The organism is Cellulomonas gelida, from assembly GCF_006538725.1.
Taxonomy (GTDB): Bacteria; Actinomycetota; Actinomycetes; order Actinomycetales; family Cellulomonadaceae; genus Cellulomonas; species Cellulomonas gelida.
In genome coordinates this window covers 1-16,820 of sequence record NZ_BJLQ01000056.1, presented here as the reverse complement: position 1 = coordinate 16,820, position 16,820 = coordinate 1, and the positions used below count along the sequence as shown (strand labels likewise).

Below are 16,820 nucleotides of genomic sequence, written 5' to 3'. Positions count from 1 at the left end.
CCTGCAGTCGCACTTCAACCCGCAGAGCCCGGTCCCGAGCAACTACCAGACGACGATCTCGAGCTTCGCCGCTCTCGGCGTGGACGTGCAGATCACCGAGCTCGACATCGAGGGCTCCGGCTCGTCGCAGGCGGACAACTACCGCCGCGTCGTGCAGGCGTGCCTCAACGTCGCCCGCTGCACCGGCATCACCGTGTGGGGCGTGCGTGACACCGACTCGTGGCGTTCGTCGGGCACCCCGCTGCTGTTCGACGGCAACGGCAACAAGAAGCAGGCGTACACGGCGACGCTCGACACGCTGAACAGCGCGCAGCCGACCCAGACGCCGACGCCGACCCCGACGCCGACGCAGACCCCCACCGAGACGCCGACTGCGACACCCACGCCGACCCCGACGTCGAGCCCGAGCTCGCCGCCGCCCACGGGCAGCTGCACGGCCACGCTCACGATCGCGAACAGCTGGCCCGGCGGCTACCAGGCCGAGGTGAAGATCACCGCCGGCTCGGCGGGGCTCAACGGATGGCGCGTCACCCTGCCGTCCGGCGTCTCGACCAACAACCTCTGGAACGGGCAGGTGTCCGGGAGCACCGTGACCAACGCCCCCTACAACGGCTCGGTCGCACCGGGTCAGTCGACGACCTTCGGGTTCCTCGGTCAGAGCAGCCCACCTGCACCGACGACACTGACCTGCAGCTGAGCTGATCTGCTGGGTCCGACGAGGCCAGCAGGCATGACGACGGCGTCGCACCTCCCCGGTGCGGCGCCGTCGTCGCGCCCGGGTGTGCCGCGCGGCCCACGGCGCCGAGAGACCGTCGGACCTCCGGTCTAGTCTCGGCAGGACACCCCGACCAGCGAAGGAGACGTCGTGGGCCGCCTCTTCATCGACCTGTTCGTCACGCTCGACGGCGTCGCGCAGGCGCCCGGCGGGCGCGACGAGGACCCGTCCGGCGGGTTCCCCTTCGGCGGGTGGCAGGCGCCGCTGTACGACGACGTCGTCGGGCGTCACGTGATGGCCGGCATCCAGTCGATGGACGCGCTGCTGCTCGGGCGCCGGACGTACGACATCTTCGCCGGGTACTGGCCGCACCAGGACAACGCCATCGCCCACCAGCTCAACGGCGTGCCCAAGTACGTCGCGAGCCGCGGGACCCCGAACCTCGGCTGGCCCACGTCCACGCAGCTCGGGCCGGACCTCGTCGCCGACGTGCGTGCGCTGCGGGACCGGCACGAGAGCACGCACGTGATCGGCAGCCTCGACCTCGTGCAGACGCTGCTCGCCGAGCGGCTGTTCGACGTGCTCACGCTGTGGGTCTACCCGGTGCTGCTCGGGCAGGGGAAGCGGGTCTTCCCGCAGGGCGTCCGGCCGTCCGAGCTGACGTTGCTCGAGCCGCCCGAGGCGGGCAGCGGCGGCGCGGTCACGCTGCGCTACGGACCGACGGGCAACGATCCGCGCACGGGCGAGATGACCGCCCCGGACGACGAGGGCTGACCACCAGGCGCACCGCGAGCGGTCACAGCCGCTTCTCGAGCAGCACGACGTCGAGCCACGACCCGGCCAGCGGCCCGTGGCTCATCAGGCCGAGGCGCTCGCGCGTCCCGACGACCCGGAACCCGGCCGCCTCGTGCAGCGCGAGGCTCGCCCGGTTCTGCGGGAACACCCCCGACTGCACGGTCCAGACCCCCGCGGCCTGCGCGGAGTCCAGGAGGCCGTCGAGCAGCGCGCGACCGACGCCCCGACCCCGCGCGTCGTCGTCGACGTAGACCGACGCCTCGACGACCCCCGAGTAGACGCACCGGCCCGAGACGGGCGACGCGGCGACCCACCCGAGCACGCGCGCGTCGGGGTCGAGCGCGACGAGGCGGTGCTCGGCCAGGTGGTCCTCGTCGAACGCGGTCCACGTCGGGGCGTGCGCGGTGAACGTCGCGAGGCCCGTGGCGATCCCCGCGGAGTAGATCGACAGGACCGCGTCGGCGTGCGCGGACGTCATGGGCGCGAGGCGCACGTCCGTGCGCGCGGTCGTCATGCGTCCGGTCCGCTGGACGTGTGCTGCGCGAGGTGCGCGGCGAGCTCGTCGACAGCACCCGGGACGAGCGTGAAGTAGGCCCACACGCCGCGCTTCTCACGCGTGACGAAGCCGGCCTCGGTGAGCACCTTGAGGTGGTGCGACACAGTGGGCTGCGAGAGCCCCACGGGCTCGGTCAGGTCGCACACGCACGCCTCGCCACCCTCGTGCGAGGCCAGGATCGACAGCAGGCGCAGGCGCGCGGGATCTGCGAGCGCCTTGAGCGTGCGTGCGGTGCGCTCGGCGTCCTCGGCGCTCATGGCGGCGCCGGTGACGGGTGTGCAGCACGCAGTCGACGGCGCGGCGACGACGGGGAGCAGGTCCAGTGCCATGCCCCCAGGATGCCACGGGACATCGACACATGTCGATGTTGACAGCCGTCGATATGTGGGTCCATGCTCTGACGCATTGACCCACATCGATATTTGGAGGAGCCATGACGCAGGACATCCGCGAGCAGGTCCGGGAGCGCTACGCCTTGGCGGCCGTGCAGGCAACGAGCGACAGCGGCTGCTGCGGCGGCGGCTGCGGCCCGTCCGACCTCGTCGTCGACGAGCGGTTCGGCGCGAGCCTGTACGACGCGCAGGACACAGCCGCGATCCCCGCCGAGGCCCTGGCCGCGTCGCTCGGCTGCGGCAACCCCCTGATGGTCGCCGAGCTGCGCGAGGGCGAGCGCGTGCTCGACCTGGGCTCGGGCGGCGGCATCGACGTGCTCCTGTCCGCCCGCCGCGTAGGCGCGACGGGCTTCGCCTACGGCGTCGACATGACCGACGAGATGCTCGACCTCGCACGCGCGAACGCCGCCAAGGCGAGCGCGACGAACGTCGAGTTCCGCAAGGGCACGATCGAGGACCTCCCCCTCGACGACGCCACCGTGGACGTCGTCATCTCCAACTGCGTCGTCAACCTCTCGCCCGACAAGCCCGCCGTGCTTGCCGAGGCGTACCGCGTGCTCGTCGCAGGCGGCCGGGTCGGCATCTCCGACGTCGTCGCCGAGGACCACCTGTCCCCCGACCAGCGCGCCGAGCGCGGCTCGTACGTCGGGTGCATCGCGGGCGCCCTCTCGCGCACCGAGTACCTCGACGGCCTCACGGCGGCAGGGTTCGTCGACGCCGAGGTCCAGTTCACCCACCCCGTGGCCGACGGGATGCACAGCGCGATCGTGCGCGCCCGCAAGCCGCTCACCGAGGAGGCCTGATGCACCCCGACCTGTACCTGGTGATCCACCAGCAGAACGAACGCGAGCTGACCCGCGACCTCGAGCTGCGGCGCGCCGCGCTCGCGTGCTCGGCGTGCATCGTGCGCGCGACGAGGCACGCGAGCAGACTCGTCGCGTGGCTGCAGTCGCACGCCCCCTCGGTGACCCGCCGCAGCTCACCGGCAGGTCCGGCCTGCTGCCTCGCGTAGGTCGAGCCCGCGTGGGCACGGGCTGGCGGACCAGGGCGTAAGATCTGCCGTCGCTTTCCGCGCCGTAAGGAGTACGCGTGCCACCCGGGCACCCCACGCAGGACGTCGTCGCCCCCGCCCCGAGCCGGCCGCGCACCCCCCACCGCTTCCGCCCCGACATCCAGGGGCTGCGCGCGTTCGCCGTCCTGGCGGTCGTCGCCGACCACGTCCTCGGCCGGCCCGGTGGCGGGTTCGTCGGGGTCGACGTCTTCTTCGTCATCTCCGGCTTCCTCATCACCGGGCTCCTGCTCCGCGAGTACGAGAAGACCGGGTCCATCTCGCCCCGTCGCTTCTACGCGCGGCGCGCGCGGCGGATCCTGCCCGCCTCGCTCGTCGTGCTCGTCGCGACCGTGATCGCAGCCAACGTGCTCTTCTTCGCGGGACGCGCGCACGCCGTCACGATCGACGCCCTCTGGGCCGCACTGTTCGTCTCGAACTGGCACTTCGCGGCGCAGGGCACCGACTACTTCCAGGCCGGGCTGGCTGTCTCGCCCGTGCAGCACTTCTGGTCGTTGTCCGTCGAGGAGCAGTTCTACTTCGTGTGGCCGTGGTTCCTGCTCGCGGTCCTCGTGGGGCTGGCGCGGCTGCGCCGCCGCGCCCACTCGCCCCGGCGTGTGGCGGGCGCGCTGCTCGTGGCCGCAGGCGTCGCGTCGTTCGCGTGGGCCTGGTGGGCGACCGGCGCCAACCCGACGTCGGCGTACTTCTCGACGTGGACGCGTGTGTGGGAGCTGGGCGTGGGCGCGGCGCTCGCCGCGGGGATCCACCGTCTCGCGCGGCTCGACGCACGGGCGCGCGCGGCACTCACCGGGCTCGGCCTGGTGGGGCTGGTCGCCTCGCTCGTCGTGATCACCCCGGAGACCCGGTTCCCGGCACCCGGCGCGCTGCTGCCCGTGCTCGCCACGGCCGCGCTGATCGCCGCGGGCGTCGCGGGCGACGGAGCGCGGGTGCTGCGCTACCGGCCGGTCGTCTACATCGGCACGATCTCGTACTCGCTCTACCTGTGGCACTTCCCGGTCCTCGTCTTCGCCGGCGCCCTGTGGGCCGGCGGCGGTCCGGTCTGGTACGCCGGGGTCTTCGCCGCGATCGCGGTCGCGTCCGTCCTGAGCTACCACCTCGTCGAGAAGCCCGTGCTGCAGTCACCCCTCCTGCTCCCACGCGACCCGGACGTCCCGCGCGCGGAGCAGTGGCGCGACTGGTGGCGCACGAGCCTGCCGACCGTGCGCGTCGCCGGGCCCGCCGCGCTCGTCGTCGTGACGGCGCTCGTCGTCGGCGGTGTCGTCACCTCGAGCGCGTCCGGCGACGACGAGGCGCAGCCCACGCCGCCCGCGGTCGCCACCCCCGTGTCCGCCGCCGCCGCGCTGAGCGCCCAGCTCGAGACCGCTGCCGACGCCACGCGATGGCCCGAGCTCAGCCCGTCACCCGACGAGCTCGGCAAGGAGGACCGCGCCACGGAGTGGGTCGACGAGGGCTGCCTGAAGCTCGCGACGATCGACAAGCTCAAGAGCCGCTGCACGTTCGGCGACGGCGAGCGCCACGCCGTCATCCTGGGCGACTCGATCGCGATCAGCTACGCGCCCGCCATCCGCAAGGCGCTCGGCGACGGCTGGACGGTCCGGGTCATCACCGCTGGGCAGTGCCCCGTCGCGGACCTCGTCGTGCGCAGCGGCGACGGCTCGGCGTTCCCGTCGTGCCCCCGGTTCCGGCAGGACGCGTTCGACATCCTGAAGGCCGAGCCCGTCGACCTCGTCTTCGCGAGCGAGTCCGACGACACGACCGACCGCATGGTCGGCGACGCCGACGAGTCCGAGCGGCTCGAGCTGCTCACCGAGGGCTGGGTCGACTCGCTGGAGGCGCTGACCGCGACCGGCGCCGAGGTGGTCGTGCTCAGCGCGCCGCCGCACGGCCCGCCCCTGTCCGAGTGCGCCACGACCCTCAACGGGCCGACGGACTGCAACGCGACGATCTCGGCCAAGCACCGCCGCATGAACGACGCGGCACGCAGCGCGGTCGCCGCGCTCGACGACCCGTCCGCGGCGCACTGGGTCGATGCCGACTCGTGGTTCTGCACGGCCGAGGGCGTCTGCCCGCCCTACGCCGGATCGGCGCCGATGCGCGCCGACAAGATGCACCTCACCCAGGTGTACGCCGAGTCCCTGGCCCCCGTCCTGCGCGACGCGATCCGCTCTGCGCAGCCTGCCGGCGACGAGTGACCCGACGCCCTCTCAGGACCGGCCGGCGACCACGCTGCCGAAGCTGACGAGCCGCGTGATCCGGCCGGTCACCCCCGCGCGAGCACCGCCCCACGCCGACACGGGCCTCAAGGAGCCCGACACGTTGCGGAAGACCGTGACGCCGCCCGACCGCTCACCGGGGCGATCACCCAGCGCATGGTCGCTGGCGGCGCCCACGACGAGGTCGCGCCGGCCGGACCCGTCCACGTCGAGGAACGCGATGGCCCGTCCGAAACCGTCGCCCGCGCCCGCGTAGCCGGGCACGCCCGCCGTGGCCTGCGTCAACGCGACGGAACCGAGTCCGGTCAGACCGTGGGACGTGCCCTTCAGGACGTAGACCGCGCCTGCGGACTCCTGGCTCCCGACTCGCCGCCGGGGCGCTCCGACGGCGACGTCGACGCGCCCGTCGCGATCAAGGTCCGTCGCCGTGAGCGATGTGCCGAACGCGTCCGGCTGCTCAGGATGGCCCGGGACGCCCGCGGACCCCAGGTCCACCCATGACGTGTCGTCGAGGGAGAAGGTCGAGCCACGAACCTCGAGCACGACGACCGCCCCGCTCAGCTTGCGGGCCGCCCCGACCCGGGAGCCCGGCACGTGCACCCACGAGTCGGGCGCACCGGCCACCACCTCGTCACGTCCGTCGCCGTCGACATCGGCTACCACCACGGACGCCCCGAGCGACCCGACGAACGGAGCGAACCTGTCCACGCCCAGCGCCTGGTTCACCTGCACACCGCCGGCCATGGTCGACGACCCGACCGCCAGGCCCCGCGGACCGCCCGGCACCAGCAGGACCGCGGAGTCCCAGGCCAAGGAGGTCTCCCGGCCGTCGGGAGCACCGACGACCAGGTCCCCGTACCCGTCCGCCGTGACGCGTCCGATGCTGAGGCTGGTGCCGAGCTGGTCGTCCGCTCGGGCCGCGCCCGGCACCCCCGCCGTGCTCCTGTCGAAGGCCTGCGAGCCTGCGCCGGACAGGCCGGCGCGCGCGCCGAACAGCACGACCACGGCACCCGCGCGCCGTGCTGAACCGACCTTCGCCTCCGGCATCCCGACCGCGAGGTCGTCGTACCCGTCGCCGTTGAGATCACCCGCAGCGAGGACCTGGCCGAACCGCTCGCCGGGCAGCGCCCTGCCCGGAACTCCCACGGTGGAACGGCTCAGCCGCCGCACCGTCGACAGGTCCAGCCCGGTGCGGGACCCCGGGAACACGAACACAGCACCCGAGTGCTTCTTCGCGAAGCTCCCGTCGGGGCTCTCGCACGTGCTCCCGACCGCGAGGTCGTCGTACCCGTCGTGGTCGAAGTCGCCCGTGGCCAGCGCCGACGCGAACTCCCTGCACCAGTGCCCGCGCGTCGCCTCGTCCTGTCCGACGAAGACGTCGCTGCGCTGGAGCGAGGAGTACCGGACCGCGACCGCCCCGTCCACCGAGTGGGCCTCGGCGTCCACCCACTCCGGCCCTCGGGCGGCCACCGCGAGGTCGTCGACGCCGTCCCCGTCGAAGTCGGAGACGGTGGCCGAGGCGTGCTTCGTGGGCGCGGCGTGCGGACGTGCCTCGCTCGTCGCCAGCAGGACCGACGGTCCGATCCGGCGCCGCTCGACCTCGGGCGCCGACGCGGCGGCCGCCGGGCCCGGAGCGAGCGTCAGGGCCAGCGCGGCGAGCGTCGCCGAAGCGACCGAGAGACGAACAGCTGCAGCACGACCGGACGATCGCATGGCTCCCCTTCGAGACGGTGCGCGGTCACGGTAGTGCTCGCGCACGCACCCGCCCGTGCGGTCCTCGGAACTTCAGCCGTTCGGCTCTGCGCACCTGTCCGTCTCTTCCGCGCGACGAGCCCGTGCCGACGAGCTCGGGCAGACGAGCTCGGGCAGACGAGCTCGGGCAGACGCGGACGAGGCGGCCACGTCGGTGCCGTGCACCGGGTAGCCGCCTCGTCGTCGGGAGGTCGTGCGGGCGGACTATGCCTTGAAGCGACCGACCAGCTCGTCGAGGTGCTGGGAGTTGCGCGCCAGCTCGTCGGCCGACGAGCGCACCTGGTCGATGTTGCCGACCGTGAACTTCGCGTTCTCCGCGATCGAGCGCACGTTGTCGGCGATGCTCGTCGCCCCGACAGCGGCCTCGGCCACGTTCGCGGCCATCGAGCTCGTCGTCGCGCTCTGCTGCTCGACCGCCCCGGCGATGCTGCCCTGGTGGTCGTTGACGCGCGCGATGACCTGCGTGGTCGTCTCGATCGCCGCGACGGCGAGGTCGACGTCCGACTGGATCTGGGTGATCCGGGAGGTGATCTCCTCGGTCGCCTGAGCCGTCTGCTGCGCGAGCTCCTTGACCTCACCGGCGACGACCGCGAAGCCCTTGCCGGCCTCCCCGGCGCGTGCGGCCTCGATCGTCGCGTTGAGCGCGAGCAGGTTGGTCTGCTGCGCGATCGTGTTGATGAGCGTCACGACCCCACCGATCGCCGCGGACGACTCGCCGAGGCGGCTGATGGAGACGTTCGCCTGGTCGGTGCTGCTGACCGCCGTGCGCCCGGCCTCGCTCGCCGAGGAGGCACTGCGGGCGATCTCCTGGATCGAGACGCCCATCTCCTCGCCGGCCGCTGCCACGACCTGCACGTTGGAGGAGATCTGCTCGGCGGCGGCCGCGGCGGCCGTCGCCTGGTTGGCCGCGTCGACGGACTGGCCCGTCATGTCCGCGGCGATCACCGAGAGCTCCTGGGCGGCGGCCGACGACGTCGCCGCGGTCTCGCCGATCTGCCGGACGAGCGTGGCGATGTTCTCCACGAACCGGTTGAAGACCGTCGCGAGCGCGCCGACCTCGTCGTCGCGCGCGCTGTCGACGCGCTGCGTGAGGTCACCGTCACCGTCGGCGATCTCGCGGAGCCGGCCGGTGAGCGCGTTGATCGGGCGGGTGATGCTGCGCGTCAGGAACGCCGCGAGCAGGAGGACGACGACAGCCGCGATGCCGGTCCCGCCGACGACCGCGAGCTTGGTGGTGTTGGCCGTCTGCGTCGCCGCCTCGGCGCGCTGCGTGAGCAGTCGCTGCTCGTCGGACTCGACGCTCGCGAGGATGCCGCGGATCTCGTCCATCACGGCCTTGCCCGCGTCGGAGAGCACGATCTCCTGGGCGGCCTCGAAGCCGTCGGACTTGTAGGCGTCGACCGTCTGCTGCATCTCGGCGAACTTCGAGGAGATGAGCGGCTCGATCTCGGAGAGGCGTTCCTGCTGCGCGGGGTTGTCGCTCGTGAGCTCCTTGAGCTTGACGACGTGCGCGTTCACCGCGCTCCGCGCTGCGGTGTAGGGGGCGAGGTAGGAGTCGACGCCCGTGACGAGGAACCCGCGCTGCCCGGTCTCCGCGTCCTTGAGGGAGGACAGGATCGCGTCCGTCTCGTTCAGCACGACGTGCGTGTGCTCGACGTGCTCGCTGTTGTGCACCAACGACTGCGTGTTCAGGAAGGACACCACGCCGACCCCGGCCATCATGACGAGGATCAGCGCGTACCCGGCGGCAAGGCGGCGCCCGATGGTCCAGCTCCAACGGGACTTGCGACGACTGGGGGGGTCGACGACGGGGGAATCGCTGCTCACCGAACTGCTCCTTTGCGCACGGACGTAGACACCGGTCTAGATCGGCGGAGGCCGCTCGGTTGTGACTGCTTCGGCCGCGCGGCTTTCCCGAGGCACCGACTCGGGCCGCTCGCTACCGTGCACGCATGACCGTGTGGGAGCTCGACCTGCCGCTGACCACGCCGCGGCTCACGCTGCGGGCCCACCGCGCGACGGACCTCGACGACCTCGTCGTCTTCCACAGCGACCCGCAGGTCACGCGGTACATCCCGTGGCCCGTGCGGACGCGCGACGAGACGCGCGCGTCGCTCGAGGCGAAGGTCGGCTGGACCACGGCCCGCCCCGGCGAGTGGATCACGCTCGCGGTCGAGGAGCGCGCGACCGGCACCGTGATCGGCGAGGTCCTGCTCAAGCACGACGACGAGGCGGAGGTCGGCTACGTGCTGCGCACCGACCGTCAAGGGCAGGGGCTCGCGTCGGAGGCCGTGGCCGCGCTGCTCGACGCCGCCGCGACGAGCCTGGGCGTCACCGCGGTGCGCGCGGTCGTCGTCGACGGCAACGACGCGTCGGTGCGCCTGCTCACGCGCCTGGGCTTCCGGCCCGTCGGCCCCGGACCGCACACCACGGAGGGCGAGCCGACGACGACCTACCACCGCGCGGCCGTCCCACCACCGCGGTGACCGGTGGCGCCGCGACAGGCGTCGACGATGGTCCGAGCACACCGGCGTACGCACCGGCGGGGCCGGGGTCCGGGCACCCGGGCCACCACCACGGCGGCAAGGTCCCCGCGCTCCGCGGGACCACGACCGTGGCCGAGCACCTCGCGGGTCCGCTCACGTTCGGCGTCGGCCGGCACGGCTCGCTCGTCGTCGGCCAGGCGTTCGCCGCCCAGCTCACGTCCGTCCCGAAGAGCGGTGCGCCGGTCCCCTGGTACCAGGGCGAGGAGGGCACGGACGTCGCGGCGGTCTCGATCGCCGACGGGACGACCACGTTCGCGACACGCGTCGGCGACCAGGAGAGCGTGTCGTCGTCGCTGCTCATGCAGCGCGACAGGCGCGGGACCATCCGCCAGGTCGCGGACCTGCTCGCCTTCGAGCAGAGCGCGAACCCCGACGCGGTGAACACGTACGGCTTCACGGACCTGCCCGCAGAGTGCGCGGCGCAGGTCCCGCCGATGTTCGCGCCGTACACCGGCGCGGTCGACTCGCACGCGTACGGCTCGGTCACGGTGCACGGCCTGACGTACGTCGCCGACGCGGGCGCGAACGCGATCCTGTCGGTCGACCGGCGGGGCACGGTCCGCACCGTCGCGGTCCTGCCACCCCTCGAGGTCACCGTGACCGCCGAGGCCGCGGACACCTTCGGGCTGCCGGACTGCGTCGTCGGCGAGTCCTACGGGTTCGAGCCCGTGCCGACCGACGTCGAGGTCGGCCGCCACGGCGCGCTCTACGTCACGACACTCCCGGGCGGGCCCGAGGACGGCAGCCTCGGCGCGAACGGCGCGCTGCACAGGATCGACCCGCGCACGGGCCGGATCACGACCCTGGCCACCGGGTTCGCCGGCGCGACCGGCGTCGCGCTCGACCCGTCCGGCAACGCCTACGTCGCCGAGCTCCAGGGCAACGAGGTGTCCGTCGTGACGCGGTGGGGCAAGGTCCGCGTCCTCGGTGCGTTCACGCAGCCCGCGGGCGTCGAGTGGGCGAACGGGACGCTCTACGTCTCGACCGACGTGTTCGGTGACGGCTCGATCGTCGCCGCGAAGGTCCGCTGACACCCGGCCGCACCGCGCACCACGAAGGCCCCGGTACGACGAGCGCCACTCGTCCTGCCGGGGCCTTCGTCGCGCGGGGACCCTTCGGCAGGCTGCGACACTCGGGCGACGACGACGAAGGGCGGACCCATGGAGCTCGACCTCGCCGCGGCCCTCGCGGACGCGCGCAGCGAGTACGACAAGATGGTGGCGGGCGACTGGTACCGCTACCGGTTCGGCCCCGAGCTCGGCGACCTGACCACCGCGACGCAGCGGACGTGCCGCCGCATCACCGCGCTGTACGACGAGGACCGCGAGGCCGCCGCCGCGCTCTTCCGCGACCTGCTGGGCACGGTCGGCGAGGGCGTCGACTTCCGCCCGCCGCTCTACCTCGACTACGGCCACCGCCTGCACGTCGGCGACCGGACGTTCGTCAACGCCGACTTCCTGACGCTCGGCGGCGGCGAGATCCGCATCGGCGCGGACGTCCTGATCGGCCCGAGCGTGCGCCTGTACACCCCGACGCACGTGCTCGACCCGGAGCTGCGCCCGCAGGGGTGGGAGCGGGTCTCGCCCATCACGATCGAGGACGGCGTGTGGCTCGGCGGCAGCGTCGTCGTGTGCCCGGGCGTGACGATCGGTGCGCGCTCGGTGATCGGTGCGGGTTCGGTCGTGACGAAGGACGTCCCGGCCGACGTCATCGCGGCGGGCAACCCCGCACGCGTCGTGCGCCGGCTCGACGGCTCACCCGCCTGAGCCGTCACCTCACCCGACGAGGGAGCGCCCGACGAGGTGCGCCCGACGAAGGTGCGACCGCCGCTCGTGACGGCGGTCGCACCGGGCGTGCTCGAGGCGGCCCTCAGGCGTCGCGGCGCAGCCGGGCGCCCAGCGCCCACGCCCCCACGACCGCACCCGCGGCGGCGAGGATCACGTCCTTGAGCACGTACTGGGCGGTGAGGGTCGGGCCGCCGGCCGGGAACAGCTCGTCGAAGAACAGCACGAGCGGCGACATGATCCCGACGAGCGCGACGGCCAGCAGCACCAGCCCCGTGCGCAGGAACCTGCCGGTGAGCAGCGTCAGGCCGATCACGGTCTCGATGACCGCCGTCATGAGCAGCGCTGCGCTCGGACCCACCAGGTGCAGCGTGAGCTCGCCGACGGTGCGCTGCGCGAGGTCCTCCGCCGGGCTGACCCCCGGGAAGAACTTGAGCACGCCGAACCCGAGGAACACCAGGCCGAGCGCGACGCGCAGCGCGGTGATCGAGTACCTCGCGAGGATCTCGGCGAGCGTGTCGACGGCGCGTTCACCCCGCGAGCGCCACCGGCGCACGAGGGCGGACGGCCCGGTCGTCGGGAGGGTCGAGGTCGTCGCGTCGGTCCACGTGTTCGCGGGGACCAGCGCGTCCGCGGCGGGGTCGGCCGCGAGCTTCGTCGGCGGCGCGTACCTCGTCGTGCGGGACGCCGAACGGGACTTCAGGGAGAGCGCAGGCATGGAGGTGCCCTTCGTGTGGCGGCTGGAGGCCGGGGGAACCGCACGGCGCCGTGTGGCGCGGGAGACGTGCGGGATGGCTACCGGTCGGTAGCTTCGGCGGACGAGGAGAGCCGCACCCCGATGTCTGATACGTCCGGTTTCGGTTTCACCCCGGCGTGCAGGGCTCACAACCCCGGGGCAACCGACTCCTTCGGAACCCAGCCGGTCGTGCCGCTCACCACGACCTTGCGCCAGCCGCCGGACGTCTCCTTGGGCCAGACCTGCGTGCCCGCCTTCGCGACGAACATCGCCGAGGCCTTCGCGTTCGGCGCGGTCCGCACCGTCACCGCGTACGCCAGGTGGTAGGTCTTGCTCTGCGAGATGTAGTCGGTGTGCACCCAGCCGCGCGTCTTCGTGCCGTTGACGACGGCCCACACGGGGATGAACCCGTTGGTCTTCGTGCCCGGCTTGTTCGTGAGCTTGGTGTTGGGCGCGAGCGTCGCCAGGACGCGGTTGCTCGTCGACGGTCCCGCCCGCAGGTTGAGGTTCGTCGTGGAGTAGTACGTGCACCTCGTCGGCGCGGGCGACCGCCGGTCCGCGGTCGCCTTCGCCACCACCGGGAGCTGGTAGCCCTCGAGCCACGTCGCCGGGTCGACCGACGTGCCCGAGCCGTAGAACGCACCCTGCCAGACCTCGAGGTGCAGGTGCGGGGCGGTCGCCGGACCGGACGCGCCCACGTCGGCGATCCGCTGGCCGACCTTGATCTTCTGCCCGACGCGCACGTACTTGCCCGGGGTCCACGGGTGCACGTACGCGATCCACGTCGGCGTGCCCTCGATGACCGAGTGCACCGTGACGTAGCCCGCGGCCCCGTTCTTCGGGGCGACGACGTGCGTCACCACGCCGGACGCGACCGCGTAGATCGGCCTGCCGTCGGGCGTCCCCATGTCGAGCCCGAGGTGGAACGTGGACGCGCCGCGCACCGGGATGCACCGCGGACCCCACCCGGACGTCAGCGCGTACGACTCGTTCGTGAGCGGCAGGATCAGCACCCGCCCGCTCTTCGTGCGGTGCCGCGACACGTCGTCCGGGACCTTCATCACCGTGTCGGTCGCGGTGCTCACCGCGCCCTGGCTGCGGACCATCGCGTCCGCGGTCGAGGACGGCGGCGGCTCGGTGGTCGCGCCGGCGGGCGCGGCGCCCATCACTGCGGCGGCCCCGAGGGCGAGGGCGACCACCAGGCCGCCGAGGGTGCGCGGCGCGTGCGTCCGGATACGCATGGGTGTGTCTCCTTGCCGGGGGTGTCACGTCCTATTCGGCACGCGCAGCAGCGACTTGAGCCTTTCGTCGGCTTCCGCCGTCCCGACGACCAGCGTGCGCCGACGACGGAGCCCCTGCGACCCGAGGCGCGGGACCTGCCCGCGGCGGTCAGCCGCGCGGATCGTGCACGACGTGCGCGGCGTCGAGGTCGAGGTCGAGGTCGAGCCAGCGCGCGAGGTCGGCGATCTGTGCGTCGACCGCGTCACGCACGTCGGAGGTCCACCGCCCGTCCTCGTGCACCGCGTGCACGACGAGGCGGCCACCGCGCCGGTCCGCGGTCGCGTCGAGCTTGCCGACCAGGCGGTCGCCGTGCAGCACGGGCAGCGCGTAGTACCCCCAGCGCCGCTGCGCCGCGGGCTTGTACATCTCGAGGACGTACTCGAACTCGAACAGCTCGGCGACGCGCTTGCGGTCGAACAGCAGCCGGTCCAGCGGGGACAACAACGCCGTGCGCGGCTCGAGCTCGCCGTCCAGCAGGGCGGCATCGACGCGCCAGCGGCCGCGCACCCCCTCAACCGTCGCGACCTCGCCGGCGCCACCGGCGTGCAGCGGCTCGACCCGCGTCTCCTGCGCACGCTCGCGCAGGATGCCCAGCGACCGCAGCCGCCGTTCGTCGCGGATGCGGCGCGCCTCGTCGGCCGGCACGGGCTCGTCCGGCGGGTACACGCGCTCGGCCAGGTCCCACAGCTTCTCCCGGCCGCGCCGCCCTGCGGCCGCCACGTCGCCGCACTCGACGAGCAGGCCCAGCATCATCGTGACGTTCCGGCGGTTGTTCCAGCCCGACGAGCGCCACGGCCGCACGCACGTGTCGGGCAGCTCGGCCGCGGTCAGCGGCCCGTCCGCCCGCAGCCGCTCGAGGACGTCCAGGCGACACCCGCGGTTGTCGTCCAGCCACTGCGCGTTCGCGAGCTGCCAGGCCGGCGCGTCCTCGCCGCCCGGCCACGCCGCCATCTCGGCGGTGAGCAGGCGGACGTCCTCGGCGACCAGCAACCGGCCCTGGACCTCCACGACGCGCTGCTCGGCGACGAGGTCCTCGAGCTCGTGCGGGTCGTACGCCGGCCCGAGGCGGCTGAACAGCACCAGGTCCGCGCTCGGGGCGACGGCCGCGATCGGGTCGTGCTGCAGGAACGTGAGCCGCTGCACGGCGTCCAGGACACCCTCGGGGCGGTGGGCCGTGAGCAGCTGCGCCCGGACGGCGAGCCGCTGGGCGTCCGCGCGCGTCAGCTCGAGCACCGCCATGCGGGCAGCCTAGGCACGCCCACCCACAGGCCGGTGCCCGCGTGGTCAGCGCCGCGCGGTCAGCGCCGCGCGCGCAGCGCCTTCACCGCGCCCGTGGACCACAGCGCCCACGCGACGAGCACCGGCTGGAACGCGAGCCGCACGAGCCGCTTCGTGTCGGAGTCGAGACCGAACCCGTCCCGGTGCTCGAGCCACTGGCCGACGTTGCCGGGGAAGACCACGACGAAGAACGCCGCGGCCACGAGTCCGACCGCCACGCGCCAGCGCGGCAGCACGACGAGCGCCGTCCCGAGCGCGATCTCCACCGCGCCCGAGGCGAGCACGGTCAGGTCGGTGTCGACCGGGAACCACGACGGCACCTGCGCCTGGAACTCCTCGCGGGCGAACGCGAGGTGCCCGATCCCGGCGAACACCAGCCCGATCCCCAGCCCGACGGCGCGACGCCGCGCGGCACGCTGTCCGCGGGAGGGACGCCCGTCACGGCGTCACGCACCCGGTCGACTCCCCTGACCTGCTCCGATGTACTCACCGGCTCATCGTCGCCGCCCGCCGCCCGCACCGCACGACGACGGCGGCGCCTCATCCCTGCGCGGGCGGGTCCGCGTGCCGGCGTCCACCGAACAGGGGCGAGGGGAACGACGGCGCCACCTTGCCGCCCGCGAGCCAGTCGGTCAGGCGCGCGACCTCGTCGTCGATCGCACCGCGCGCCCAGGCGTCGACCTGCTCGAGCAGCGCGAGCTCGATCGCGCCGCTCGTCGCGGCCCACGCCCCGACCACGCGGCCGTCGACCCAGACCGTCGGGCCCGCGTTGCCGATCACGTCGACCACCTGGCGCGCGTGCGCGCCGAGGTACCAGTCCCGCTCGGCCCAGCCCATCGTCGTCGGGTCGAGTCCGGGTAGGAGCGCCACCCAGCGCCCGGGCGGCTCGACGGGCGCGAGGTCGTCCGGCAGGAGCCAGCCGATCGACTCGGTGCCCTCCAGCCCCACGGGCACCGCCGCGAGCTCGGCCAGCGACCGCCGCACCGCGGTGAGCGTCGACCCGAGCCACCACTGCACGTCGCGCTCGGTCCCGGGCCCGAACGCACGCAGCCAGCGCGCGACCAGCTCGGTGTGGGCCGCCGCCTCGTCGACCGGTGGGAGAGGGCCGCCCAGCCAGGACTCGGTGAGCGTCCAGGTGGGCCGGGACGCGGTCCATCCCCCGCGGTTCTCGCCGCGCACCAGCACCCCGCGCGCACCGAGGTACGTGAGGATCCGAGGCATCACGGGGATGACGGTCGCCCACGTCGACGCCGGCGCCGCCGTGAACGTCCCGCCGGCCTCGGGCACCTCGGTGCGCAGCTCGGCGGCGGTCCGGCACCGTCCGTCGGCGAGCACCGCCACGACCTGCGCGGCCGCGCGGTCGAGCCACGCCTCGGCGTCCCCGAACCCACCGTCGAGGCGGAGCTCCTTGACGAGCCTGCGGCGCTCGGTGCCCGCGACGCGCGCCCCGGGCGAGGCGACGACCGCGGGCAGCAGGTCCGTGCCCGTGACCCACAGCGTGCGCCGCATCGCGAGCTGCCGGACGAGCGAGCGCCGTCCGTACAGCTCGTCGTCCAGGTCGCTCGTCGCGAACCCCGGCACCCGCGCCCAGGACGCGACGTACGGACCGGACGCGTCCGTCCCGTGCAGCACGACGAGCGCCCGCACGGCTGCCTGCACGTCCGCGAGCGGCTCGGCGAGCCCGTGCCGCCGAGCCAGCCGCG

The 16,820-nt window shown here is 73.5% G+C and carries 17 protein-coding genes; 8 read left to right on the top strand and 9 right to left on the bottom strand.

Going from position 1 to position 16,820, the window contains the following annotated elements:
* Together CGE01nite_RS15795 and CGE01nite_RS15790 are read left to right on the top strand one after the other, a co-directional pair.
* Positions 1–697 (top strand): endo-1,4-beta-xylanase (locus CGE01nite_RS15795; RefSeq protein WP_174773473.1); only part of this gene is annotated, 697 nt, incomplete at its 5' end.
* A 168-nt stretch (positions 698–865) separates the two neighbouring features.
* A complete protein-coding gene (locus tag CGE01nite_RS15790; protein WP_048344035.1) occupies positions 866–1,489 on the top strand; it encodes a dihydrofolate reductase family protein in 624 nt (207 codons plus the stop codon).
* 22 nt (positions 1,490–1,511) lie between these two features.
* Here CGE01nite_RS15790 and CGE01nite_RS15785 read toward each other — a convergent pair whose 3' ends face one another.
* Together CGE01nite_RS15785 and CGE01nite_RS15780 are read right to left on the bottom strand one after the other, a co-directional pair.
* Complete coding sequence (locus CGE01nite_RS15785) at positions 1,512–2,024, bottom strand: GNAT family N-acetyltransferase (protein ID WP_141371670.1); 513 nt, start codon at positions 2,022–2,024, stop codon at positions 1,512–1,514.
* Positions 2,021–2,395 (bottom strand): ArsR/SmtB family transcription factor, encoded by a 375-nt coding sequence (locus CGE01nite_RS15780; protein WP_048344033.1) that lies wholly within the window; start codon positions 2,393–2,395, stop codon positions 2,021–2,023. Before CGE01nite_RS15780 ends, CGE01nite_RS15785 begins: the two co-directional genes overlap by 4 nt.
* 104 nt (positions 2,396–2,499) lie before the next feature.
* Here CGE01nite_RS15780 and arsM point away from each other — a divergent pair, with 104 nt between their 5' ends.
* The 3 genes from arsM to CGE01nite_RS15765 all read left to right on the top strand — a co-directional run bounded on the left by arsM (position 2,500) and on the right by CGE01nite_RS15765 (position 5,719).
* The gene (gene arsM, locus CGE01nite_RS15775; protein WP_048344032.1) at positions 2,500–3,261 is read left to right on the top strand and encodes an arsenite methyltransferase; all 762 of its coding nucleotides are present in this window, start codon (positions 2,500–2,502) and stop codon (positions 3,259–3,261) included.
* A complete protein-coding gene (locus tag CGE01nite_RS15770) occupies positions 3,261–3,470 on the top strand; it encodes a hypothetical protein (RefSeq protein WP_048344031.1) in 210 nt (69 codons plus the stop codon). The genes arsM and CGE01nite_RS15770 overlap by 1 nt, the downstream gene beginning before the upstream one ends.
* A gap of 77 nt (positions 3,471–3,547) precedes the next feature.
* On the top strand, positions 3,548–5,719 hold the full coding sequence (locus tag CGE01nite_RS15765) for an acyltransferase family protein (RefSeq protein WP_141371669.1): 2,172 nt from the start codon (positions 3,548–3,550) through the stop codon (positions 5,717–5,719).
* Positions 5,720–5,731: 12 nt separating this feature from the next.
* Here the strand turns inward: CGE01nite_RS15765 and CGE01nite_RS15760 are convergent, their stop codons facing one another.
* Positions 5,732–7,453, bottom strand: coding sequence for a VCBS repeat-containing protein (locus tag CGE01nite_RS15760; protein ID WP_141371668.1), 1,722 nt, complete (start codon positions 7,451–7,453; stop codon positions 5,732–5,734).
* Positions 7,454–7,696: 243 nt separating this feature from the next.
* Positions 7,697–9,319, bottom strand: coding sequence for a methyl-accepting chemotaxis protein (locus CGE01nite_RS15755; protein WP_141371667.1), 1,623 nt, complete (start codon positions 9,317–9,319; stop codon positions 7,697–7,699).
* Between the two features lie 125 nt (positions 9,320–9,444).
* On the opposite strand from CGE01nite_RS15755, the gene CGE01nite_RS15750 reads away from it, so the two are divergent.
* The 3 genes from CGE01nite_RS15750 (at position 9,445) to CGE01nite_RS15740 (ending at position 11,804) form a co-directional block, all read left to right on the top strand.
* On the top strand, positions 9,445–9,978 hold the full coding sequence (locus tag CGE01nite_RS15750; RefSeq protein ID WP_141371666.1) for a GNAT family N-acetyltransferase: 534 nt from the start codon (positions 9,445–9,447) through the stop codon (positions 9,976–9,978).
* Positions 9,979–10,106: 128 nt separating this feature from the next.
* Positions 10,107–11,069 carry a ScyD/ScyE family protein gene (locus CGE01nite_RS15745; protein ID WP_141371665.1) on the top strand — a complete coding sequence of 321 codons (963 nt, stop codon included), beginning with the start codon at positions 10,107–10,109 and terminating at the stop codon, positions 11,067–11,069.
* Between the two features lie 129 nt (positions 11,070–11,198).
* Positions 11,199–11,804: a sugar O-acetyltransferase gene (locus tag CGE01nite_RS15740; protein ID WP_141371664.1), complete on the top strand. Its 606-nt coding sequence runs from the start codon at positions 11,199–11,201 to the stop codon at positions 11,802–11,804.
* A gap of 103 nt (positions 11,805–11,907) precedes the next feature.
* Here the strand turns inward: CGE01nite_RS15740 and CGE01nite_RS15735 are convergent, their stop codons facing one another.
* The 5 genes from CGE01nite_RS15735 to CGE01nite_RS15715 all read right to left on the bottom strand — a co-directional run.
* Entirely contained in the window at positions 11,908–12,540 is a 633-nt protein-coding gene (locus CGE01nite_RS15735; RefSeq protein ID WP_141371663.1) for a DoxX family protein, read from the bottom strand.
* Positions 12,541–12,704: 164 nt separating this feature from the next.
* Positions 12,705–13,799, bottom strand: a complete 1,095-nt coding sequence (locus CGE01nite_RS15730; protein ID WP_141371662.1) for a peptidoglycan DD-metalloendopeptidase family protein — start codon at positions 13,797–13,799, stop codon at positions 12,705–12,707.
* Positions 13,800–13,947: 148 nt separating this feature from the next.
* The gene (locus CGE01nite_RS15725; protein WP_141371661.1) at positions 13,948–15,078 is read right to left on the bottom strand and encodes a DNA glycosylase AlkZ-like family protein; all 1,131 of its coding nucleotides are present in this window, start codon (positions 15,076–15,078) and stop codon (positions 13,948–13,950) included.
* Between the two features lie 59 nt (positions 15,079–15,137).
* Positions 15,138–15,491 (bottom strand): DoxX family protein, encoded by a 354-nt coding sequence (locus tag CGE01nite_RS15720; RefSeq protein WP_307722651.1) that lies wholly within the window; start codon positions 15,489–15,491, stop codon positions 15,138–15,140.
* Positions 15,492–15,657: 166 nt separating this feature from the next.
* Positions 15,658–16,820 (bottom strand): winged helix DNA-binding domain-containing protein (locus CGE01nite_RS15715; RefSeq protein WP_141371659.1); only part of this gene is annotated, 1,163 nt, incomplete at its 5' end.